Below are 23,334 nucleotides of genomic sequence, written 5' to 3' on the forward strand. Positions count from 1 at the left end.
GCTGCGCACGTCTCCGGATCATGCTTGATACGCGCGAAAAAATCCGCCTGAACGTGTAACTTCAGCCGTTCAAGACCGTATCTCAGGGCGTGGAGCTCCCGCACGGAGAATGAGATGTTCGACCGCCGCATCCTGTTGACGACTGCCGCCGGCCTGTTTGGCCTTGGGGCCTTCCGCTGGCTGAGGGGAACGCCTGCCGAGGCCGGCGAGAAGACTGCGAAAAAGTTCGAGATCATGAAGACGGAGGCTGAATGGCGCGCCCAGCTCACGCCGCAGCAATATGAGATCCTGCGCAATCACGGCACCGAGCGGCCGGGCTCCAGCCCGCTGCTGAAGGAGCACCGCAAGGGCATTTTCGCCTGCGCCGGCTGCGATCTTCCGTTGTTTTCGTCCGAGACCAAGTTCGAGAGCGGCACCGGCTGGCCGAGCTTCTACCAGCCGATCGAGGGCAATGTCGGCAAGACCGAAGACCGCGCCTACGGCATGGTTCGCACCGAGGTGCATTGCCGGCGCTGCGGCGGCCATCTCGGCCACGTTTTCGACGACGGTCCGAAGCCGACCGGATTGCGCTATTGCATCGACGGTTTCGGGCTGGTGTTCCATCCCGCGGCGGCGTCGGCGACGTAGGTTTCCATCTTGTCATTCCGGGGCGCCCGCACGGCGAACCCGGGATCTCGAGATTCCGGGTTCGGTCCTGCGGACCGCCCCGGAATGACCGAAGGCCCCGGCAATTGTTGCCGGTCCCGGCAATTGTGCCCCGGTCGTCAGGCCGGGGCTTTTTCATTAAGTCGTTGATTTCATGAGAATACCCGCATTGGCACAGCCCTTGCGACGGTCTCCCCCGACTGCGGCCATGGTCGACCGGCCGCCGAGATCGGATTTGGAGACAAAGTTATGGGTATCTTCGATGCAATGAACACCTCGGTGGGTGGCCTGCAGGCGCAGTCCTTCGCGCTGCAGAACATTTCCGGCAACATCGCGAACTCGTCCACCACCGGTTACAAGGGCATCGGCACCAGCTTCGTCGACCTCATTCCCGACTCATCGGTCCCGAGCAAGCAGGTCGCAGGCGGCGTGCAGGCCAACGCGAAGGCCACCATCACCACGCAGGGCACGATCTCGTCCTCCACCGTCGCCACCAACATGGCGATCACCGGCGACGGCTTCTTCTCGATCCAGAAGGCGAGCGGCGTCGTCGACAACGTGCCGGTGTTCACCGGCGTCACCTATTACACGCGGCGCGGCGACTTCCAGCTCAATGCCAACGGCAATCTGGTCAACGGCGCCGGCTATTACCTGATGGGCGTCACGGTCGACCCGAAGACCGGCAACCCGACCGGCAGCGTGGCGAACGTGCTGCAATTCCAGAACAACTTCATTCCGGCGCAGGCAACCACCTCGATCCAATACGCGGCAAACCTGCCGACGCAGCCGAACACCGTGGCGAAAACCACGGCGTCGACCGGCACGTTGCTCGCGGCCGGCGGCCTGAACCCGTCCGATTTCGCCGCCAACCCGCTGCCGGTCGGCACGCCGCCGGCGCCCTATGCCAATGCGACCGTGTCGGGCGCGGCTGCGACGGGCAACATCCGCTCGGCCTATTCCTCGACGTCGGCCACCGGCACCGTCGCGCTCCAGAACAATTCCTCGGCGGTCGCCTCGACGACCACGTCGCTGGACAATGCCGCCGGCACGCATCTGGCCTCCAGCATCCTGACCGCGCTCAGCGGCCAGACGCTGACCGTCAACGGCAACACCATCACCTTCAACGGCGGCACCACGGTCTCGACCGTCGGCAGCAACACCACGATCGGCCTCGGTGCGGGCACCACGGCGACGGTGGCTGACATCCTGAACGCGATCCAGACCGCCGGCGGCGCCGGCGTCACCGCCTCGCTCTCGGTCAGCGGCAATATCCAGATCGCGACCGGCACCGGCACGGACGTTGCGATCGGCAGCGGCACGGCCGCGACCGCGCTCGGCATCAGCAGCGTGACCCGTGGCGGCAACGTGCTGTCGTCGCCCGCGATCTCCGGCGCGACCGTGCTGAGCGGCAGCGCGACCGCCGGCGGCGCCCAGGTGCTCACATCCGGCTTCTCCGCAGGCGACACCATCACCGTCAACGGCCAGACGCTGACCTTCATGGCCTCGGGTGCTTCGGGACCGAACCAGATCAACGTCACCGACAACGTCACGACCCTGCTCGGCAAGATCGATGGGCTTTCCGGCGCCTCGGGGTCGTCGGTCAGCAGCGGCGGTGTGATCACGCTCAACACCGGCACCGTCTCGAACCTGACGGTCTCCAGCTCCAACAGCGCCGCCTTCTCGGCGCTCGGCTTCACCTCGACGATCACCCGGAATCGTGAGGGTGGCGGCACGGCCGGCACCGGCGGCGTGATCGGCAACGACATCGCCACCTTCACCAAGGAATCGATCAGCGGCGGCGCGGTGACCGCCTACAACGCCGCCGGCACCCCGGTGAACCTGCAACTGCGCTGGGCCAAGACCGACAGCGCCTCGCTCGGCGCGGGCCATTCGGACAGCTGGAACCTGTTCTACCAGACCGATCCGAACGCGACCGGCACGACCGTCGGCTGGGTCAACACCGGTCAGACCTTCACCTTTGCCGCCGACGGCTCGCTGACCTCGCCGAGCGGCTCGGGCATCACCATCAACAACGTCACCGTCAGCGGCCAGTCGCTCGGCTCGGTCGCCTTCAACATCTCCTCGGGCGGGCTGACGCAATATGCCAGCACCAGCGGCGCGGTGACCATCAACACCATCACGCAGAACGGCTATGCCGCCGGCCAGCTCCGCTCGGTCGCCGTCAACAACAACGGCGTCGTGGTCGGCACCTTCTCCAACGGCCAGAACCTCAACCTCGCCCAGGTGCAGCTCTCGCACTTCAACGGCACCAACTACCTGAAGGCGATGGACGGCGGCGCCTATGCCGCGACCGAGCAGTCGGGCGACGCCATCGACGGCGCGTCGGGCACCATCAGCGGCTCGTCGCTGGAGGGATCCAACACCGACATCGCCGACGAATTCACCAAGCTGATCGTGACGCAGCAGGCCTATTCGGCCAACACCAAGGTGATCACGACCGCGAATTCGATGGTGCAGGATCTCCTGAACGTGTTGCGCTGATCGGCGCGTGAGGCAACCAAAGGCGGGCCAGTGATATGGGTTTGAGTTCAGCCCTCGCCAGTGCGATGAGCGGTCTGCGTGCCAACCAGGCCGCGCTCTCGATCGTCTCCTCGAACGTCGCGAATGCGCAGACGCCGGGTTACGTCGTCCAGACCCCGAACCAGATCGAGGTCACCACCGGCGAGTTCGGCTCGACGGCGATGACCACCGGCGTCAGCCGCCTGCTCGACACCTACGTGCAGAACCAGCTGCGGACCGAGACCGGCGGCAGCGGCTACGCCGATCAGATGGCCAACATCCTGAAGCAGCTTCAGAATGTCTACGGCACGCCCGGCAATTCCGGCACGCTCGAAAGCGCGCTGAACAAATTCACCACGGCGCTGCAGGCGCTGTCGACCAGCTCGGGTGCATCGTCGGCGCAGACGGTCGCGCTCGGAGCGGCGCAGGCGCTCGCGACGCAGCTCAACGTGACCACCAAGGGCATCCAGTCGCTGCGCTCCAACGTCGAGCAGGATCTCGGCAACTCGGCGCAGGCCGCCAATGCGGCCATGAAGCAGATCGCCGACATCAACACCAGGCTCCAGGGCCTGTCGGCCAACGATCCCTCGGCCGCAACGCTGATGGACCAGCGCGACCAGGCCATCAACACGCTGTCGAAATATGTCGACGTCCGCGTCACCACCGACAACTCGAACCAGGCCAACATCTATACGACGACCGGCATTCAGCTGGTCGGCGCCGGGCTCGCCTCGGAATTCTCCTTTGCCTCCGCCGGCACGCTGACGGCGACGTCGCAATACAACATCGACCCTGCCAAGTCCGGCGTCGGCGCCTTCAACATCAAGCTGCCGAACGGCTCGCAGGTCGATGTCGTCGCCAACAACGTGGTCTCGTCCGGCCAGATCGCGGCGGACCTGAAGCTGCGGGACGAGATTCTGGTGCAGGCGCAGAACCAGATCGACCAGCTCGCCGCCACGATGGCGAGCGCGCTGTCCGACAAGACCACGGCGGGCAGCACGGTCTCCGGCCCGCCGGCCGGCTTCGACCTCGAGCTCGCCGGTGCGCTGCCGGGCAACACGGTCAACATCACCTATACGGACACCGCGACCAACACGCAGCGCCAGATCACGCTGGTCAACGTGACCGACCCGGCCGCGCTGCCGCTCCAGAACGCGACCAACGCCAACCCGATGCGGATCGGCGTCGACTTCGCCGGCGGCATGGGCGCGATTGCCTCCGCGCTCAACACCGCGCTGTCGGGCTCGCACCTGTCATTCTCCGCCGCCCCGTCGCCGGCGACCGCCACGACGCTGCGGGTGACCGACGACAATACCGGGCTTGCCAAGGTCGGTTCGGCTTCGACCAGCAAGACGATGTCATCGCTGACCTCGGGCAATCCGCAGCTGCCGCTGTTCACCGACGGCGGGCAGGCGTTCTATACCGGCGCGATCACGGCATCGGGCTCGCAGATGACCGGTCTTGCCGGGCGCATCGCCGTGAACACGCAACTGGTGACCGATCCCACCCGGATGTCGGTCTACAATACTTCGCCGGTGACGCCCGCGGGAGACACCACGCGTTCGGACTATCTCTACTCGCAGCTCACCAATGCAGTGTTCTCCTATTCGCCGCAGAGCGGCCTCGGCTCGGCGAGCCAGCCGTTCACCGGCAGCGTCTCGAACTTTCTCCAGCAGTTCCTGAGCGTGCAGGCCAATGCCGCGACCCAGGCCACCCAGCTTCAGCAGGGCCAGAGCGTCGTGGTCTCGACGCTCCAGGCCAAGTTCGACTCGACCTCCAAGGTCAACCTGGACTCGGAGATGTCGAACCTGATCCAACTTCAGAATGCCTATGCCGCCAACGCCCACGTCATGTCGGTAGTGCAGAGCATGATGAACACGTTGCTCCAGGCTCAGTAACAAGTAACAGGGCTCTGAAAATATGTCGATCAGCAGCATCAACTACGCATCGTCGGTCCTCGGCGCTCAGATCCGTAACATCAATCAGCAGCTCACCGACCTGTCGACGCAGCTCTCGACCGGCAAGCTGTCGCAGAACTATGCCGGGATGGGCACCAACGAGGGCTTCGCGATCGCCGGGCGCGCGCAGCTCTCCAACATCGCCGCCTATACCGACACGATCACCAACGTCAATGTCAGCATCAACCTCGCCAACACCGCGTTGCAGTCGCTGACCAAGATCCGCAGCACGGTGCAGACCGGCTCCGCCAACACCGCGCAGGATCTCAACGTCAACGGCCAGACCATCGCGCAGAACACCGCCGCGGCCCAGTTCGGCTCGATGGTCGGCGTCCTCAACACGCAGACGGGCAACCGCTATCTGTTCTCGGGAACCGCCGTCAACACCCAGTCGGTTACGGATGCCGGCGACATCATCAACGGCACCACGACGCAGGCGGGCTTCAAGACGGTGATGGCGGAGCGCCAGGCCGCCGACCTCGGGGCCAACGGCATGGGCCGTCTGGTGCAGACGCAGCCGACGCCGAGTTCGATTCAGGTGTCGGAAGACGTCGCGGGCTCGCCGTTCGGCCTCAAGCTCAAGGCGGTTTCCTCGACGTTGACGGGTGCGACCGTCACCGGCCCGAGCGGCTCGCCGGTGTCGTTCTCGGTCGATCTCAACGGCAACAACCCGAACAACGGCGACAAGCTCAGCATCCAGTTCACGCTGCCGGACGGCACGACCGAGCAGATCGACCTGACCGCATCCTCGGCGACGCCGACGCCGCTCGGCAGCTTCGCGATCGATGCGAGCACCCCCGTCAACCCGACCAATACCGCGACAAATCTCAATACCGCGCTGAACACCGCGATCACGAAGCTCGCCAACACCTCGCTGGTCGCGGCATCCGCGATCGTCGCCGGCGACAATTTCTTCAATACCGCCAGCTCTGCGATCGGCACGCCGGTCAACAACCAGGCGGCGATTCCGGCGCCCGTCACCGGCGCTACGGCGCTGTCCGGGGCGAGCCCCTCGGATTCGATCTCGCCGGGCTTCGTCGCCGGCGACACCATCACCGTCAACGGCACCACGCTGACCTTCGTGGCCTCGGGCGCGACCGGCAACCAGCTCAACGTCACCGACAGCATCCAGACCCTGCTCGGCAAGATCGACGCCATCACGGGGACGTCGAAGCCCTCGACGGTCCATGGCGGCTCGATCACGATCAACACCGACGATGCGGCGAGCCTCAACATCACCAGCTCGAATACCGGCGCGCTGGGCTCGCTCGGATTCGGCGCGACGCCCGTGACCGCCACGCAGCCGCCGCTGCGGGTCGGCTCCTCGCCGGCGAGCTCGGCGACGACGCTGGTCAACGGTACGGCCAACACCGTGAAATGGTATCTGGGCAATGACGGGCCCGGCTCGGCGCGCTCGACCGCGATGGCGCGGGTCGACGATTCCATCGCGGTCCAGTATGGCGCCCAGGCCAACGAGGACGCGATCCGCCGCCAATTGCAGGCGATCGCGGTGTTCGGGACGTTCTCGACCTCGCCGACCGGGCAGTATTCGGGCGGGCAGGTCTCCGCGCTGAGCCTGCGGGTGACGCAGGCGCTGACGCAGCAGCCGGGTCAGCAGCGCATCGAGGACATCCAGACCGACATCGCGATGGCCCAGAACACGATGAAGGACGCCTCCACGCGCCAGACCCAGGCCAAGGCGCAGCTCCAGACCATCATCGACCAGGCGGAATCGGCCTCGCCCGACCAGGTCGCAAGCGAGATCCTGGCGCTGCAGAACGCGCTGCAGGCGTCCTACCAGGTGACCTCGAACCTCGCGCAGCTCTCGCTGGTCAAGTTCTTGTAAGGGCCCGCGTTAAGGCGCCGTTAACCATGCCTCTTTACCTCTTGGTGAGGATTGGAGCGGGGCGGAGCTGCCGATGTCGGACAGGATGCAATTGGTGGTGGCAACGCCATGCTTCGGCGGGCAGGTGTCGAGCATCTATGCGAGCTCGATCTTCGCGCTGCAGCGCGCCGTTCACGGCATGTCCAATCTAGAGCTCAAGGTACTGCTGCGGGACGGCGACGCGCTGATCACCCGCGCGCGGGCCAATTTGGTCGCGATGTTCCTGGACGATCCCAACGCGACGCATTTCCTGTTCATCGACGCCGATATCGGCTTCAAGCCGGAGCAGGTGTTCCGCCTGATCGAATGCGGCGCGGATGTGGTTGCCGGCTGCTATCCGATCAAGCGGGTCAATTGGGACAAGGCCGCGCGGGCGATCCAGTCGGGCCGGGCCGACGTGCCGGCGGCTTCGCTGGACTACGTGCTCGAGATCGAGGATCCCGACCGCATCGTCGTCGTCAACGGCTTCACCCGCGTGCGCTATGCCGGCACCGGCTTCCTGATGATCCGGCGCCACGCGCTGGAGGCGATGTGCCGCCATCCGGACTATGCAGGCCTGCAGTTCTTCCGCGAGCATTCGCACGACACGCTGGTTGCGAGCCAGAACCGCTTCGCGCTGTTCGAATGCATGATCGACCCGGTGACCGGCACTTATCTTTCCGAGGACTTCGCCTTCTGCAAGCGCTGGACCGATATCGGCGGCGAGATCTGGGCCGACATCCAGAGCTCGCTCGATCACGTTGGGCCGTCGGTGTTTCATGGCGACATCGCCTCGCAATTCGCACCAGCGCCCGCAGCGGCGGCGCTCGATGCGGCCTGAGGCTTTCGGGATGAGCATCGGCGCATCCCGCCTGTCAGGAGCGGAACGCGCATCCGACCGCGGTTCGCGGTACCGCCTGCGCGATCTCTTCACGCCGCTCGATACGCTGCTCGTCTCCGGAGGAGATCCGCGGCTGGCGCTCGACGCCGCGGACCGCCTCAACGTGTATGGCTGCGCGGCCGTGCCGGAGCCGGAGATCTGGAATTTCGCCTCCTCGACGGCGTCGACGATCTCGCAGGCTGCCTATGACCGTGTCGCGCTGGCGCGCGAAGAGCTGGTGCACAAATGCCTGTTCGACGAAGTCGAGGTCGCCTTCGACTCGCGCTGCGAGGACATGCGGAACGAGCTGCGCGGGCACCTCCAGCTTCCACCGCGCGTCGAAATCGTGTTCTCGCCCTCCGGCACGGACTCCCAGCTTCACGCCTTGTTCCTGGCGCGCGCGGCGCTCGGGGCGTCGCCGGTGACGATCGTGGTCGGCGCCGACCAGACCGGAAGCGGGACGATCCATACCGCGCGTGGGCACCATTTCGCCTCCATCACGGCAAGCGGCGTTGCGGTTCGCAAGGACGGCGCGGTGGCGGGGCTCGCCGGCGCCAGTCTCGCATTGCCGCTGCTCGAGGCAGGCCCCGCGCCTGCCATGCGCGGGGATGCCGATGCCGCGGTGCTGCGTGCGGTCGAAGCCACGATCGCGCAAGGTGCGCCTGTGCTGCTCCAGATCATGGATGCATCGAAGCTCGGCTGGCGCGCACCAAGTGCAGCCTGCCTCGATGAGATCGCGCGACGCTGGCCGCGCAAGGTCCAGATCGTCGTCGACGCCTGTCAGGCGCGGCTCGGTCGCCGCCGGCTGCGCTCTTATCTCGACCGCGGCCACATGGTGCTGATCACGGGCTCGAAATTCTTCGGTGGGCCTGCCTTCAGCGGTGCGCTGCTGGTGCCCGAGAGCCTGTCGCGCTCGCTCGACAGGGCCGAGGGGATCGCGCCCGGCATTTTCGACTATGCCGGCCGTTGCGATTGGCCGATGGCCTGGACGAAGCTGCGTTCGCGCTTCGAGCGTCGTCCGAATTTCGGTCAATGGCTGCGCTGGGAGGCGGCGCTCGCCGAGATTGGCGGCTATTACGCCGTGCCCGGTGCATTCCGGGCCAAGGTGCTCGCCGAGCTCGCCGCCGGCATCGACAGCATGATCGCGTTGTCGCCGTCGCTTCGCTCGGTCTCAACCGCGACCAGTACGGCCGACGCGGATGACGAGGAATTTGTACAAACTACGATCTTTCCGTTCATGCTGCTGCGCAGCGGCAAGCCGGTTTCGATCGCCGAGACCAACGCCATCCATCAGGCTTTGGCGCGTGACATGAGCCAGGCGATCGGCGGCACCGCGGCGGACCGACAGGTTGCCGCGCAGCGCTGCCTGATCGGCCAGCCGGTCCGTCTGGAGCGGCAGGACGCGACCCCGCAGGCCGTGCTGCGGCTTTGCGTCGGTGCCCGAACCGTGACCGAGGCCTGGTCGCCTGATACGGCAGAGGCGCAACGCAACGTGCAGCAGGTGCTCGATCGCATCGCCCATGTGCTGGTAAAGATCGAGCTGCTGCTCGACCGTGGCGCAGTCGCAGCCGCGCCGGTAAACTCCGCGTTCGAGGTGTGAGATGCAGCATCCGCTTTCCGCGCCAATCGGCATGATTGCGGCGAACTATGCCGATCGCATCGGCTTTGCGCAGCTGACGCGCCAGGCCTTCGAAGGTGTCGACCTGCATCCGCTGCGCGACCAATTGCTGGCGCGGATCGCGGCGGGGACGGCGCTGGCGGGCGAAGGACTGGATCTGTCGTTGATCACCCAGCTTCTCGGCAACAAGGATCAGGGGCTTGCGATCCAGTCGGAGGTGCTGGCCTTCCATCAATTGTTTCGCACGCCGAGCGCCGCTCGAAGCCCGGCCTGCGCGTGCTCGCGCTCGCGGCCGACATCGATATGGGCGGCAACACGCCGATCGATTTTCTGCTCGAAGGCTCCAACATCGAGCTGCTGACGCTCTACGTGGTCATGGGCGTCGGCCTGCCGGAGAATTTGCCGGAGCACGACGTCGCCATCGTGGTCGCCTCCGATTCCGAGGAATGCCGCGAAGCGCTCGCCTTGATCGAGAAGGCCGCGCCGCATTGGCCGCGGCCGCTGCTCAATCGTCCCGATCGCATCGGCAATCTCGATCGCGACAAGCTGCATCGACTGCTGGCCGGCGTGCCCGGCCTCGACATTCCCGCGACGATTCATGCAACGCGCGCCCAATTGTCGGAGCTTTCGAGCGGGCGGATCGCCTGCCGGGACATCGCGAGTGAACTGCGCTTTCCCATGATCGCGCGGCCGCGCGGCTCGCATGCCGGCGTCGGACTCGCGAAGCTCGACGATGCGGCGGTGCTCGCATCCTATCTTGCCGAGCGTAACGAGCAGGATTTCTTCGTCGCGCGTTTCGTGGATTACGTGAATCCAGACGGGCTCTATCGCAAATATCGTCTCGCGATGGTCGACGGCAAACCTTACGCCTGCCACATGGCGATCGCCGACCGCTGGGATATCTGGTATCTCAACGCCAACATGGCTTTCAGCGAGGAGAAGCGTGCGGAGGAGGCGATCTTCATGCGCGACTTCGACCACGCCTTCGCGGCGCGCCACAAAAGCGCGCTCGACGAGATGAGCAGGCGGGTCGGCCTCGATTATTTCATCGTCGATTGTGCCGAGAACCAGAACGGCGAACTCCTGGTCTTCGAAGCCGACAACACCGCCGTTGTGCACAACATGGATTCGCCAGCCGTGTTTCCTTACAAGCCGCCGCAGATGCGCAAGATCTTTGCGGCGTTCGCAGCGATGCTGTCGCGGCACGCAGAAGGCGTGGAGAGCGCAACATGAACGAGATCGTCCGCAACGCGCAGAGCTCCGTGGCGCACACCCCGCTCGATCCGCAGGACTGGAGCGCGTTTCGCGCGCTCGCCCATCGCATGCTGGACGATACGATCGACGGCATCGCCAACGTCCGGATGCGTCCGGTCTGGCAACCGATCCCCGACGACGTCCGCGCGGCCTTCAAGGCCGACGTGCCGCGCGAGGCGAGCGACCTCGCCGAGGTCTACCGCGAATTCGCCGAGCACGTCGCGCCCTATGCGACCGGCAACGTCCATCCCGGCTTCATGGGCTGGGTGCATGGCGGCGGCACCGCGGTGGGCATGCTCGCGGACATGCTCGCGGCAGGGCTCAACGCCAATCTCGGCGGCCGGGACCATATGCCGATCGAGGTCGAGCGCCAGATCGTCGATTGGATGCGCCGCCTGTTCGCCTTTCCGGACAGTGCGAGTGGCATCTTCGTCACGGGCACGTCGATGGCCAATCTGATGGCGGTGCTGGTGGCGCGCACGGCTGCGCTCGGCGCGCTGGCGCGGCAACACGGCATCGGCAATGACGGTGCGCTGCTCACCGCTTACACTTCGCAGGTCGCGCATGGCTGCGTCTCCAGGGCGATGGACATTGCCGGGCTCGGCACCGATGCGCTGCGCAAGGTCGGCGTCGATGCCGATCATCGCATCGACATTGCCGCGTTGCGCGCGCAGATCGCCGTTGATCGCGAGGTCGGCTTCAAGCCGTTCCTGGTCGTCGCCTCCGCCGGCACGGTGGACGTTGGCGCGATCGACGATCTCAAGGCCGTCGCGAAGCTGTGCCGCGAGGAGGAAATCTGGTTTCACGTCGACGGTGCTTTTGGTGCGCTTGCGATCTTCTCGCCCGAGCTTGCGCCGCTGCTCGGCGGCATCGAGCTCGCCGATTCCATCGCGCTCGACTTCCACAAATGGGGACAGGTGCCGTACGATGCCGGCTTCCTGCTGGTGCGCGACGGCGAGCAGCATCGGCAGGCCTTTGCACAGCCCGCGGCCTATCTGCGCCGCGAGGCGAGGGGCTTGCGGCGGGAGCGGTCTGGCCCTGCGATCTCGGCCCCGACCTGTCGCGCGGCTTCCGTGCGCTGAAGACGTGGTTCACCCTGAAGACGTTCGGCATCGACCGGCTGGGCGCGACGATCACACGAAGCTGTGCGCTGGCGAAGTATCTCGAGGCGCGCGTGCTGGCTGAGCCGCGGCTGGAATTGCTGGCTCCGGTCAACCTCAACATCGTCTGTTTCCGCTACCGCGCCGACGATGCGGTCAACCGCGAGATCGTCGCCGATATCCAGGAGTCTGGAGTGGCGGCGCCGTCGAGCACGACGCTGGACGGCAGGTTTGCGATCCGTGCCGCGATCGTCAATCACCGCACCGAGGAGGCGGACATCGATGTGCTGGTCGCGGCGGTGCTGCAGTTCGGCGGACGGCGGTGCGGCGACGACGTGATCGAGGTCGAGGCGCCGCCGCTCGCGGCGCAATAGCCCGCGCATGGTTGAGACGACAACGGCCCCGGAGATGATCCGGGGCCGTTGTCGTTTGCAGAGCTGGATCGTTCGCGAGGCTTCGCCACGCGGACGTTGATGGTCAAGCGGCGGAGCTCACGTCGTCCTTGGCCTCTTCGGCCTTGGGATGGGTGGCCTCGAACTGGCTCCGCAGCTTCTCTTCATAGGCGATCAGCTTGCGGGCATCCTTCAGCGCCCGGTAGAGGTCGCCGTTCAGGATGTTGTTGTTGATGGCCTCGATGATCGGCCAGGCGCTCGGGACCGCGGTGACGATGTCGCGCACCAGGTTGAAATAGGTGCCGTGCTGGGTCTGCGGATCCGGTGAGATGTACATGAGCTGCACCGCCAGGTAGACGAGCTTGGCAGGCGTATCGGCGGTCTCCGGCGTGAGGATGTCGCGCTCGCGCAGGATCGGCACGTTGTCGCCGTCGATGAGGAGACGGGCACGCTGGTCCGTATTGGTAATCACGCAGTTGCCGACGATGATGCGTTCGTGCGGTCTGAGCTCGACCTTGAGGGCCATTCCTGTTCTCCATCAACGCTTTCGTAACCGAGCGTTCGTTGCGGCCTGCCAAGACGTGATTCTCGCTCGCAACTAGTTAACGAGCTGTAAATTCCTGCCATTCGTTCTAAAAAACTCAAAGATTTCAAAGGCGCACTCGCGTGCCGGCGCATCGATGCGCGCGGCATCCCGGACCGAATCACGCGCGACCGGGCAAAAGCACGGGTTTCATTTCATGTTTCGTTAGAGGTCTCGGCGGCACCGTCCGCCGTCGCTGGGTCGATCGCGATCCAAGCAGACGTGTAACAGTAGCGTCGTTTACCAGAAAGGTAACAGAGTCATGTCCGGTATCGTTCTCTCCTCGTCGGTTCGTCAGAACCTGCTCTCCCTCCAGTCCACCGCCGATCTTCTCGCCACCACGCAGAACCGCCTGTCGACCGGCAAGAGCGTCAACTCGGCTCTCGACAATCCCACCAACTTCTTCACGGCACAGTCGCTCGACAACCGCGCCAGCGACATCAACAACCTGCTCGACGGCATCGCCAACGGCGTGCAGGTGCTGCAGGCCGCCAACACCGGCATCACCTCGCTGCAGAAGCTGATCGACAGCGCCAAGTCGATCGCCAACCAGGCGCTGCAGACCACGGTCGGTTATTCCACCAAGTCGAACGTCTCCGCCACCATCTCGGGTGCGACCGCGGCCGACCTGCGCGGCACGACCTCCTATGCCAGCGCCACGGCGAACAGCAACGTGGTGTATAGCGGCGCTGCCGGCGGCACCACCGCGGCGACCGGCACCTCCACGCTCGGCGCCACCATCGGCACGTTCACGGGCACCGCGGGCACGGCCGGCGACGGCACCACCGCGCTGACCGGCGCCATCACCCTGATCGCCACCAACGGCACGACCGCGACGGGTCTGGCCAGCAACGCCCAGCCCGCCGATGGCGACACGCTGACCGTGAACGGCAAGACCATCACCTTCCGCAGCGGCGCTGCTCCGGCCTCGACCGCCGTTCCGACCGGCTCGGGCGTCAGCGGCAACCTCGTCACCGACGGCAGCGGCAACACCACCGTCTATCTCGGCACCGCGGGTACCCCGGCTGCGACCGTCAGCGATCTGTTGACCGCGGTTGACCTCGCCAGCGGCGTCAAGACGGTATCGATCAGCGCCGGTGCGGCGACGATCGCCACCAGCGTCAACCAGACCGCTTCCAGCGTTGCTGCGGGCGCTGTCACGCTGAAGAGCTCGACGGGTGCGGATCTGAGCGTCACCGGCAGGGCCGACCTGCTCAAGGCGCTCGGCCTGAGCACGTCGGTGGGCGGCGGCAACGCCACCGTGAACGTCAACCGCACCACGAGTGCTGCCTCGCTGGGCGCGACGATCACGGACGGCTCGACGCTGAACGTCAACGGTAAGGTCATCTCCTTCAAGAACGCGCCGATCCCGGGCTCGACCGGTGCTCCGAGCGTTCCGACCGGCTATGGTGCCAACGGCAACGTCCTTACCGACGGCGCCGGCAACTCGACGGTCTATCTGCAGGGCGGCACGGTCAACGACGTGCTGAAGGCGATCGACCTCGCCACCGGCGTGCAGACCGCGTCGATCGCCAGCGGCGCCGCGACGCTTACGACGGCCACCGGCCAGACCAACTCGTCGGTCAACGCCTCCGGCCAGCTCAAGATCTCGACCGGCGTCAACGCCGATCTGTCGATCACCGGCACCGGCAACGCGCTGAACGCGCTTGGCCTCGCCGGTAACACCGGGACTGCGACCGCCTTCACCGCGGCCCGCACCTCCGGCATCGGCGGCATGGCCGGCAAGACCTTGACCTTCACCTCCTTCAACGGCGGCACGGCGGTCGACGTCACCTTCGGCGACGGCACCAACGGCACGGTCAAGACGCTCGATCAGCTCAACTCGAAGCTGCAGGCCAACAACCTGTCCGCGACGATCGACGCCAATGGCCTGCTGACGATCTCGACCACCAACGACTACGCGTCCTCGACCATCGGTTCGAGCGCCGCGGGTGGTGCGATCGGCGGCACGCTGACGACGGCGTTGACCTTCTCGACGGCTTCCACCCCCGTTGCGGATACGGTGGCGCAGACCTCGCGCGCCAATCTGGTGTCTCAGTTCAACAACATCCTGAACCAGATCGACACGACCTCGCAGGACTCCTCGTTCAACGGCGTCAACCTCTTGAACGGCGACCAGCTCAAGCTGGTGTTCGACGAGACCGGCAAGTCGAACCTCAGCATCACCGGCGTGACCTACAACTCCAAGGGTCTGGGCCTCGCCTCGCTGACCAGCGGTGTCGACTTCATCGACAACGCTGCCACCAACAAGGTGCTGACCAACCTCAACGCCGCCTCGAGCACGCTGCGCTCGCAGGCCTCGAGCCTCGGCTCGAACCTCTCGGTGGTGCAGGTTCGTCAGGACTTCAACAAGAGCCTGATCAACGTGCTGCAGACCGGTTCGTCCAACCTGACGCTGGCCGACACCAACGTCGAGGCGGCCAACAGCCAGGCGCTGTCGACCCGTCAGTCGATCGCGGTCTCCGCGCTGTCGCTGGCCAACCAGTCGCAGCAGAGCGTGCTGCAGCTGCTCCGCTAACAAGCGGCAGACATCGCAAGCAGGATCCGGCGGCGGGGCTTCGGCCCCGCCGCTTTTTTTGCGTCGGCACTAAAGTGCCGCGGGGCGAGTGGAGGCTGTGCGTCCAGATGCAGCCAATTGCCCACTCTGAGTTATGGTTGACAAGTCGCAAACGCATCGGCGTGGCACCAAAAAGCGTCATTCAATCATGACGATATGCGTGAGCACGATCAGGCTCCGAATGCGCACATGGTGAATCCGCGGAAGGACTGGAGCGACACGCTTCATGCTTTGTTAGCCGTCTGCGTTCACCGTCCCGGACATCGATTAATCCTAATCGAAGTCTGTTGCGTTGCGTACCAGAAGGGTAACACTCAATGTCCGGTATCGTTCTCTCTTCCTCGGTTCGTCAGAACCTGCTTTCTCTCCAGTCCACCGCTGACCTCCTCGCCACCACCCAAAGCCGTCTGTCGACCGGCAAGAGCGTCAACTCGGCCCTGGACAATCCCACCAACTTCTTCACGGCACAGTCGCTCGACAACCGCGCCAGCGACATCAACAACCTGCTCGACGGCATCGCCAACGGCGTCCAGGTGCTGCAGGCCGCCAACACCGGCATCACCTCGCTGCAGAAGCTGATCGACAGCGCCAAGTCGATCGCCAACCAGGCGCTGCAGACCACGGTCGGCTACTCCACCAAGTCGAACGTCTCCACCACCATCTCCGGTGCGACGGCGGCCGACCTGCGCGGCACGACGTCCTATGCCAGCGCGACTGCGAACAGCAACGTGGTGTATAGCGGCGCTGCCGGCGGCACCACCGCGGCGACCGGCACCTCCACGCTCGGCGCCACCATCGGCACGTTCACGGGCACCGCGGGGACGGCCGGCGACGGCACCACCGCCCTGACCGGCGCCATCACGCTGATCGCCACCAACGGCACGACCGCGACCGGTCTGGCCAGCAACGCCCAGCCCGCCGATGGCGACACGCTGACGGTGAACGGCAAGACCATCACCTTCCGCAGCGGCGCTGCTCCGGCCTCGACCGCCGTTCCGTCCGGCTCGGGCGTCAGCGGCAACCTCGTCACCGACGGCAGCGGCAATACCACCGTCTATCTCGGCACCGCCGGCACCCCGGCTGCGACCGTCAGCGATCTGTTGACCGCGGTCGATCTGGCCAGCGGCGTCAAGACGGCGTCCATCACCTCGGGTGCTGCGACGCTCGCCACCAGCTTCAACCAGACCGCTTCGAGCGTTGCTGCAGGCGCCGTCACGCTGAAGAGCTCGACGGGTGCGGATCTGAGCGTCACCGGCAAGGCCGACCTGCTCAAGGCGCTCGGCCTGACCACGTCGGTGGGCGGCGGCAATGCCACCGTGAGCGTCAACCGGACCACGAGCTCGGCCTCGCTCGGCGCGACGATCACGGACGGCTCGACGCTGAACGTCAACGGTAAGGTCATCTCCTTCAAGAACGCGCCGATCCCGGGTTCGACCGGTGCGCCGAGCATTCCGACCGGCTTCGGTGCCAACGGCAACGTCCTTACCGACGGCGCCGGCAACTCGACGGTCTATCTGCAGGGCGGCACGGTCAACGACGTGCTGAAGGCGATCGACCTCGCCACCGGCGTGCAGACCGCGACGATCGCTGCCAACGGCACCGCGACGCTTGCGACCGCCACCGGCCAGACCAACTCGTCGATCAACGCCTCGGGCCAGCTCAAGATCTCGACCGGCGTCAATGCCGACCTGTCGGTCACCGGCACGGGCAACGCGCTGAACGCGCTTGGCCTCGCCGGCAACACCGGGACTGCGACCGCCTTCACCGCGGCCCGCACCTCCGGCATCGGCGGCATCAGCGGCAAGACCTTGACCTTCACCTCCTTCAACGCTGGCACGGCGGTCGACGTCACCTTCGGCGACGGCACCAACGGCACGGTCAAGACGCTCGATCAGCTCAACTCGAAGCTGCAGGCCAACAACCTGTCCGCGACGATCGACGCCAACGGCCTGCTGACGATCTCGACCACCAACGACTACGCGTCCTCGACCATCGGTTCGAGCGCCGCGGGTGGTGCGATCGGCGGCACGCTGACGACTTCGCTGACCTTCTCGACGGCGTCCACTCCCGTCCAGGATACTGTTGCCCAGACCTCGCGTGCCAACCTGGTCAACCAGTTCAACAACATCCTCCAGCAGATCGACTCGACCGCCCAGGACTCCTCGTTCAACGGCGTCAACCTGCTGAATGGTGACCAGCTCAAGCTGGTGTTCGACGAGACTGCAAAGTCGAGCCTCAGCATCACCGGCGTGACCTACAACTCCAAGGGTCTGGGCCTTGCTGCGCTGACCAGCGGTATCGACTTCATCGATAACGCTGCCACCAACAAGGTGCTGACCAATTTGAACTCCGCGTCGAGCACGCTGCGCTCGCAGGCCTCGGCTCTGGGTTCGAACCTGACGATCGTGCAGGTTCGTCAGGACTTCAACAAGAACCTGATCAACGTGCTGCAGACCGGCTCGTCCAACCTGACGCTGGCCGACACCAACGTCGAGGCGGCCAACAGCCAGGCGCTGTCGACCCGCCAGTCGATCGCGGTCTCCGCGCTGTCGCTGGCCAACCAGTCGCAGCAGAGCGTGCTGCAGCTGCTCCGCTAACAAGCGGCAGACATCGCAAGCAGGATCCGGCGGCGGGGCTTCGGCCCCGCCGCTTTTTTTGCTGACGGCTCGAGATTTGGAGAAGGCAGGCGCGCCCGAAAAAGTAACCAGCGGTTATGGTTAATGAAGCGTAAGCGCGAAGAAATACCAATGATTTCATGCCGATTGCCGATTGCCGCCGGCGCCTCGTCAGCGCTTATGGTGAACCGGCGCTTATGCAGGCGATGCTCGTTTCACCCTTTATTAGCCATGTCGCGGCACGCTGGCCCCGTCACTCGATCCGAAGCGATCGAACGAAGACGCGTAAGCCAGAAGGGTAAGAGTCATGTCCGGTATTGTTCTCTCTGCGTCGGTTCGTCAGAACCTGCTCTCTCTCCAGTCCACCGCCGATCTTCTCGCCACCACACAGAACCGTCTGTCGACCGGCAAGAGCGTCAACTCGGCCCTGGACAATCCCACCAACTTCTTCACCGCACAGTCGCTCGACAACCGCGCCAGCGACATCAACAACCTGCTCGACGGCATCGCCAACGGCGTGCAGGTGCTGCAGGCCGCCAACACCGGCCTGACCTCGCTGCAGAAGCTGATCGACAGCGCCAAGTCGATCGCCAACCAGGCGCTGCAGACCACCGTCGGCTACTCCACCAAGTCCAACGTCTCGACCACGATCGCCGGTGCGACCGCGGCCGACCTGCGCGGCACCACCTCGTTTGCCAGCGCGACCGCGAGCAGCAACGTGCTGTACAACGGCACGGCCGGCGGCACGACGGCCGCGAACGGCACCACCACGCTCGGCGCCACCATCGGCACGTTCACGGGCACCGCGGGGACGGCCGGCGACGGCACCACCGCGCTGACCGGCGCCATCACCCTGATCGCCACCAACGGCACCACCGCGACGGGTCTCCTCGGCAACGCTCAGCCCGCCGACGGCGATACGCTGACCGTGAACGGCAAGTCCATCACCTTCCGCAGCGGCGCTGCTCCGGCCTCGACCGCCGTTCCTGCCGGTTCGGGCGTCAGCGGCAACCTCGTCACCGACGGCAACGGCAACACCACCGTCTATCTCGGCACCGCCGGCACCCCGGCTGCCACCGTCGCCGATCTGTTGACCGCGGTCGATCTGGCCAGCGGCGTCAAGACGGTTGCCATCAGCTCCGGTGCCGCGACGATCGCCACCAGCTTCAACCAGACCGCTTCCAGCGTTGCTGCGGGCGCCGTCACGCTGAGGAGCTCGACGGGCGCGGATCTGAGCGTCACCGGCAGGGCCGACCTGCTCAAGGCGCTCGGTCTGAGCGGATCGGTGGGCGGCGGCAATGCCACCGTCAACGTCAACCGCACCACGAGCGCGGCTTCGCTGGGCGCGACCCTCACGGATGGTTCGACGCTGAACGTCAACGGTAAGGTCATCACCTTCAAGAACGCGCCGATCCCTGGCTCGACCGGTGCGCCGAGCATTCCGACCGGCTTCGGTGCCAACGGCAACGTCCTTACCGACGGCGCCGGCAACTCGACCGTCTATCTGCAGGGCGGCACGGTCAACGACGTGCTGAAGGCGATCGACCTCGCCACCGGCGTGCAGACCGCGACGATCGCTGCCAACGGCACCGCGACGCTTGCGACCGCCACCGGCCAGTCGAACTCGACCATCAATACCTCCGGTCAGCTCAAGATCTCGACCGGCATCAATGCCGACCTGTCGATCACCGGCACCGGCAACGCGTTGAACGTGTTCGGCCTCGCCGGCAACACCGGCAGCGCCACCGCCTTCACCGCGGCCCGGACCTCCGGCATCGGCGGCATCGCCGGCAAGACCTTGACCTTCACCTCCTTCAACGGCGGCACGGCGGTGAACGTCACCTTCGGCGACGGCACCAACGGCACGGTCAAGACGCTGGATCAGCTCAACACCAAGCTGCAGGCCAACAACCTGGCCGCGACGATCGACGCCAACGGCCTGCTGACCATCACCGCGTCGAACGATTATGCCTCCTCGACCCTTGGCTCGACGGCTGCCGGCGGTGCGATCGGCGGCACGCTCACTTCGGCGCTGACCTTCTCGACGGCTTCCACCCCTGTCCAGGATGGGGTTGCCCAGACGGCGCGTGCCAATCTGGTGACTCAATTCAACAACATCCTGAACCAGATCGACACCACCGCGCAGGACTCCTCGTTCAACGGCGTCAACCTCTTGAACGGCGACCAGCTCAAGCTGGTGTTCGACGAGACCGCCAAGTCGAGCCTGAACATCACCGGCGTGACCTACAATTCCAAGGGTCTTGGCCTCGCCTCGCTGACGGTCGGCGTCGACTTCATCGACAACGCCGCCGCCAACAGGGTGCTGACCAACCTCAACGCCGCCTCGAGCACGCTGCGCTCGCAGGCCTCGAGCCTCGGCTCGAACCTCTCGGTCGTGCAGATCCGTCAGGACTTCAACAAGAACCTGATCAATGTGCTGCAGACCGGCTCGTCCAACCTGACCTTGGCCGATACCAACGTCGAGGCCGCCAACAGCCAGGCGCTGTCGACCCGCCAGTCCATCGCGGTCTCCGCGCTGTCGCTGGCCAACCAGTCGCAGCAGAGCGTGCTGCAGCTGCTCCGCTAACAAGCGGCTGAAATCACTAAATAAAATCGAGCGGCGGGGCGCTTTGCCCCGCCGCTCTTTTTTTGCGTCCGGAGGCGGGCGGGGGCATTCATCCGGCATTAACCCTATCGCTTAAACTCGCGTTAACCATACTTTAAAGGACACCTCCTAAAACTGGACGAAAGCCCGCTTTGCAGACCCGAGCGGCCGATTCGTATCCGGTTCAAGAGGAAGACTCGCCAATGTCCAACATCGTTCTCTCGGCGTCAGTTCGCCAGAACCTGTTGTCGCTGCAGTCGACGGCCGACTTGCTGGCCACGACGCAGGAGCGGCTGGCGACCGGCAAGAAGGTCAACACGGCGCTCGACAATCCCACCAACTTCTTCACCGCACAGGGGTTGGACAACCGGGCGAGCGACATCAGCAACCTGCTTGACGGCATCAACAACGGTGTCCAGGTGCTGCAGGCGGCCAATACAGGCATCACCTCGCTGCAGAAGCTGATCGACAGCGCGAAGTCGATCGCCAATCAGGCGCTGCAGACCACGGTCGGCTACTCCACCAAGTCGAACGTCTCCACCACCATTCCCGGCGCGACGCCGGCCGACCTGCGCGGCACCACCTCCTATGCGAGCGCGACGGCCAAGAGCAACGTGCTCTATACCGGCGCCGCCGGTGGCGTGACCCCGGTGACGGGAACCGCCGCGCTCGGCGCCTCGCTGGGTTCAAACGCCGGCACATTGGTCGGATTTGCGGCGACTGCGGCCGACGGCACCACCGTGCTCAGTGGCACCGCCACGCTTGTCGGCACCACCGCGTCCACCACCTTCGGTGCTCCGCCCGCCGACGGCGATACCATCACGGTGAACGGCAAGACCATCACCTTCCGCACCGGGGTTGCTCCGAGCACGCAGCCGACCGGCTGGGGCCTCGACGCCAGCGGCCACATCGCCACCGACGGCAACGGCAATTCAATCGTCTACGAGGGAACGGCGGCGGCGCCGTTGGCGACCATCAATGACGTCCTCACCGCGATCGACCTCGCCAGCGGCGTCAAGGCCGCAACTATCAGTGCGGGCGCGGCGACCATCGCGACGAGCGGCGCGACGGTTGGTACTATCCAGACACCATCCTCGATTTCGGGCGGCGGCCAGATCACGCTGAAGAGCTCGACCGGCGCCGACCTAAGCCTGACGGGCAAGGCAGACTTCCTCAACAAGCTCGGCCTGACCTCGGCGACCGGCGCAGGCAATGCGAGCGTGAGTGCGAACCGCTCGACGACCGCCGGCTCGCTCGGCACTCTCGTTCAGGACGGCTCGACGCTGAACATCGACGGCAAGACCATCACCTTCAAGAACGCGCAGACGCCGCAATCGGCTGCGAGCGTCGCCAACGGCTACGGCGTCAGCGGCAACGTCGTCACCGACGGCAACGGCAATTCGACCGTCTATCTGCAGAGCGCGACGCTGACCGACCTGCTCAACTCGATCGACCTTGCCACCGGCGTCAAGACCGCGAGCATCTTCAACGGCGCGGCTACGCTCTCGACCACGTCGGGGCAGATCCCCTCGTCGGTGAACTCCAGCGGCCAGCTGGCGATCTCCACCGGCGTCAATGCCGATCTCTCGATCACCGGCACCGGCAATGCCCTCAGCGCCTTCGGCCTCAGCGGCAACACGGGAACGGCGACCGCCTTCACCGCGGCCCGCACCTCCGGCGTCGGCGGCATCAGCGGCAAGACGCTGACGTTCACCTCCTTCAACGGCGGCACGCCGGTCAATGTCACCTTCGGCGACGGCACCAACGGCACCGTCAAGACGCTGGACCAGCTCAACGCGCAGCTGCAGGCCAACCATCTGACTGCGACGATCGATGCCAACGGCGTGCTCACGGTGACCACCGTCAACGAGTACGCCTCCTCGACCCTCGGCTCGACGCTCGCCGGCGGCGCCGTCGGCGGCACGATCACCGGCGTCCTGGCCTTCACCACGGCGCAGCCGCCGATCCAGGATCCGGTGGCGCAGACCGCGCGCTCCAATCTGGTCAACCAGTTCAACAACATCCTGGCCCAGATCGACACCACCTCGCAGGACTCCTCCTTCAACGGCGTCAACCTGCTCAACGGCGACACGCTGAAGCTGGTCTTCAACGAGACCGGCAGCTCCACGCTCAGCATCAACGGCGTGGTGTTCAATGCCGCCGGCCTTGGTCTCAGCAATCTCGTCAACGGCGTCGACTTCATCGACAACGGCGCCACCAACAGGGTGCTGGCCAGCCTGAACGCGGCCTCGAGCACGCTGCGCTCGGAAGGCTCGACACTCGGTTCGAACCTGTCGATCGTGCAGGTGCGTCAGGACTTCTCCAAGAACCTGATCAACGTACTGCAGACCGGCTCGGCCAACCTGACGCTGGCCGACACCAACGAGGAGGCGGCCAACAGCCAGGCGCTGTCGACCCGCCAGTCGATCGCGGTCTCCGCGCTGTCGCTGGCCAACCAGTCGCAGCAGAGTGTGCTGCAGCTGCTGCGCTAGTTCGCGCGCAACGTCACCATTCGAATTTCGCGGCGGAGCCAACGCTCCGCCGTTCTTTTGAGGGAGATCGCTAAGACAAGATTAGCCGAGATCGCCACGCATCACGGCGAGCGAGTTTACATCGTGCGTGCGTGCATCTAGCGTTGTGATGACGAAGACCTCCGTGCCCCGTAATTGTCCGGAGTGCTTCCAAAGCACACACGTAAGCAAATCTTAAGCGGTGCTGCCTA

General features: G+C 65.4%; 11 protein-coding genes and 2 pseudogenes. 12 read left to right on the top strand and 1 reads right to left on the bottom strand.

Features of this window, described 5'->3' with window-relative positions; all coding sequences use genetic code 11:
* Positions 1 to 114: 114 nt before the first annotated feature.
* From msrB to ACETMP_RS00905, 8 genes and pseudogenes are all read left to right on the top strand, one after another.
* Positions 115 to 627 (top strand): peptide-methionine (R)-S-oxide reductase MsrB, encoded by a 513-nt coding sequence (gene msrB / locus ACETMP_RS00870; protein ID WP_375159567.1) that lies wholly within the window; start codon positions 115 to 117, stop codon positions 625 to 627.
* A gap of 267 nt (positions 628 to 894) precedes the next feature.
* Positions 895 to 3,147, top strand: a complete 2,253-nt coding sequence (locus tag ACETMP_RS00875) for a flagellar hook-basal body complex protein (protein ID WP_375159568.1) — start codon at positions 895 to 897, stop codon at positions 3,145 to 3,147.
* A 35-nt stretch (positions 3,148 to 3,182) separates the two neighbouring features.
* On the top strand, positions 3,183 to 5,063 hold the full coding sequence (gene flgK / locus ACETMP_RS00880; protein WP_375159569.1) for a flagellar hook-associated protein FlgK: 1,881 nt from the start codon (positions 3,183 to 3,185) through the stop codon (positions 5,061 to 5,063).
* Between the two features lie 22 nt (positions 5,064 to 5,085).
* Positions 5,086 to 6,969, top strand: a complete 1,884-nt coding sequence (locus tag ACETMP_RS00885; RefSeq protein ID WP_375159570.1) for a flagellar protein — start codon at positions 5,086 to 5,088, stop codon at positions 6,967 to 6,969.
* 73 nt (positions 6,970 to 7,042) lie between these two features.
* Complete coding sequence (locus ACETMP_RS00890) at positions 7,043 to 7,828, top strand: hypothetical protein (protein ID WP_375159571.1); 786 nt, start codon at positions 7,043 to 7,045, stop codon at positions 7,826 to 7,828.
* On the top strand, positions 7,818 to 9,467 hold the full coding sequence (locus ACETMP_RS00895; protein ID WP_375159572.1) for a hypothetical protein: 1,650 nt from the start codon (positions 7,818 to 7,820) through the stop codon (positions 9,465 to 9,467). Before ACETMP_RS00890 ends, ACETMP_RS00895 begins: the two co-directional genes overlap by 11 nt.
* A gap of 1 nt (position 9,468) precedes the next feature.
* A pseudogene (locus ACETMP_RS00900) lies at positions 9,469 to 10,718 on the top strand (RimK family alpha-L-glutamate ligase).
* Positions 10,715 to 12,213: pseudogene (locus tag ACETMP_RS00905) on the top strand (pyridoxal phosphate-dependent decarboxylase family protein). Before ACETMP_RS00900 ends, ACETMP_RS00905 begins: the two co-directional pseudogenes overlap by 4 nt.
* 103 nt (positions 12,214 to 12,316) lie before the next feature.
* On the opposite strand, the gene flbT reads toward ACETMP_RS00905, so the two are convergent.
* Positions 12,317 to 12,757, bottom strand: a complete 441-nt coding sequence (flbT, locus tag ACETMP_RS00910) for a flagellar biosynthesis repressor FlbT (protein ID WP_375159573.1) — start codon at positions 12,755 to 12,757, stop codon at positions 12,317 to 12,319.
* Between the two features lie 319 nt (positions 12,758 to 13,076).
* Here flbT and ACETMP_RS00915 point away from each other — a divergent pair, with 319 nt between their 5' ends.
* From ACETMP_RS00915 to ACETMP_RS00930, 4 genes are all read left to right on the top strand, one after another.
* On the top strand, positions 13,077 to 15,353 hold the full coding sequence (locus ACETMP_RS00915; RefSeq protein ID WP_375159574.1) for a DUF1522 domain-containing protein: 2,277 nt from the start codon (positions 13,077 to 13,079) through the stop codon (positions 15,351 to 15,353).
* Positions 15,354 to 15,709: 356 nt separating this feature from the next.
* Positions 15,710 to 17,989, top strand: coding sequence for a DUF1522 domain-containing protein (locus ACETMP_RS00920; RefSeq protein ID WP_375159575.1), 2,280 nt, complete (start codon positions 15,710 to 15,712; stop codon positions 17,987 to 17,989).
* Between the two features lie 325 nt (positions 17,990 to 18,314).
* Positions 18,315 to 20,594, top strand: a complete 2,280-nt coding sequence (locus ACETMP_RS00925; protein WP_375159576.1) for a DUF1522 domain-containing protein — start codon at positions 18,315 to 18,317, stop codon at positions 20,592 to 20,594.
* A 221-nt stretch (positions 20,595 to 20,815) separates the two neighbouring features.
* Positions 20,816 to 23,104, top strand: a complete 2,289-nt coding sequence (locus ACETMP_RS00930; protein ID WP_375159577.1) for a DUF1522 domain-containing protein — start codon at positions 20,816 to 20,818, stop codon at positions 23,102 to 23,104.
* Positions 23,105 to 23,334 lie beyond the last annotated feature (230 nt).

Origin of the sequence: Bradyrhizobium dasycarpum (assembly GCF_042019905.1) — a bacterium.
Classification (GTDB): domain Bacteria; phylum Pseudomonadota; class Alphaproteobacteria; order Rhizobiales; family Xanthobacteraceae; genus Bradyrhizobium; species Bradyrhizobium japonicum_B.

Excerpts from the sequence above, each read along its gene's own strand:
- flbT (WP_375159573.1), bottom strand. The coding sequence starts at position 12,757 with ATGGCCCTCAAGGTCGAGCTCAGACCGCACGAACGCATCATCGTCGGC.
- ACETMP_RS00895 (WP_375159572.1), top strand. The coding sequence starts at position 7,818 with ATGCGGCCTGAGGCTTTCGGGATGAGCATCGGCGCATCCCGCCTGTCA.
- ACETMP_RS00890 (WP_375159571.1), top strand. The coding sequence starts at position 7,043 with ATGTCGGACAGGATGCAATTGGTGGTGGCAACGCCATGCTTCGGCGGG.
- ACETMP_RS00925 (WP_375159576.1), top strand. The coding sequence starts at position 18,315 with ATGTCCGGTATTGTTCTCTCTGCGTCGGTTCGTCAGAACCTGCTCTCT.
- msrB (WP_375159567.1), top strand. The coding sequence starts at position 115 with ATGTTCGACCGCCGCATCCTGTTGACGACTGCCGCCGGCCTGTTTGGC.
- flgK (WP_375159569.1), top strand. The coding sequence starts at position 3,183 with ATGGGTTTGAGTTCAGCCCTCGCCAGTGCGATGAGCGGTCTGCGTGCC.
- ACETMP_RS00930 (WP_375159577.1), top strand. The coding sequence starts at position 20,816 with ATGTCCAACATCGTTCTCTCGGCGTCAGTTCGCCAGAACCTGTTGTCG.
- ACETMP_RS00920 (WP_375159575.1), top strand. The coding sequence starts at position 15,710 with ATGTCCGGTATCGTTCTCTCTTCCTCGGTTCGTCAGAACCTGCTTTCT.
- ACETMP_RS00875 (WP_375159568.1), top strand. The coding sequence starts at position 895 with ATGGGTATCTTCGATGCAATGAACACCTCGGTGGGTGGCCTGCAGGCG.
- ACETMP_RS00885 (WP_375159570.1), top strand. The coding sequence starts at position 5,086 with ATGTCGATCAGCAGCATCAACTACGCATCGTCGGTCCTCGGCGCTCAG.
- ACETMP_RS00915 (WP_375159574.1), top strand. The coding sequence starts at position 13,077 with ATGTCCGGTATCGTTCTCTCCTCGTCGGTTCGTCAGAACCTGCTCTCC.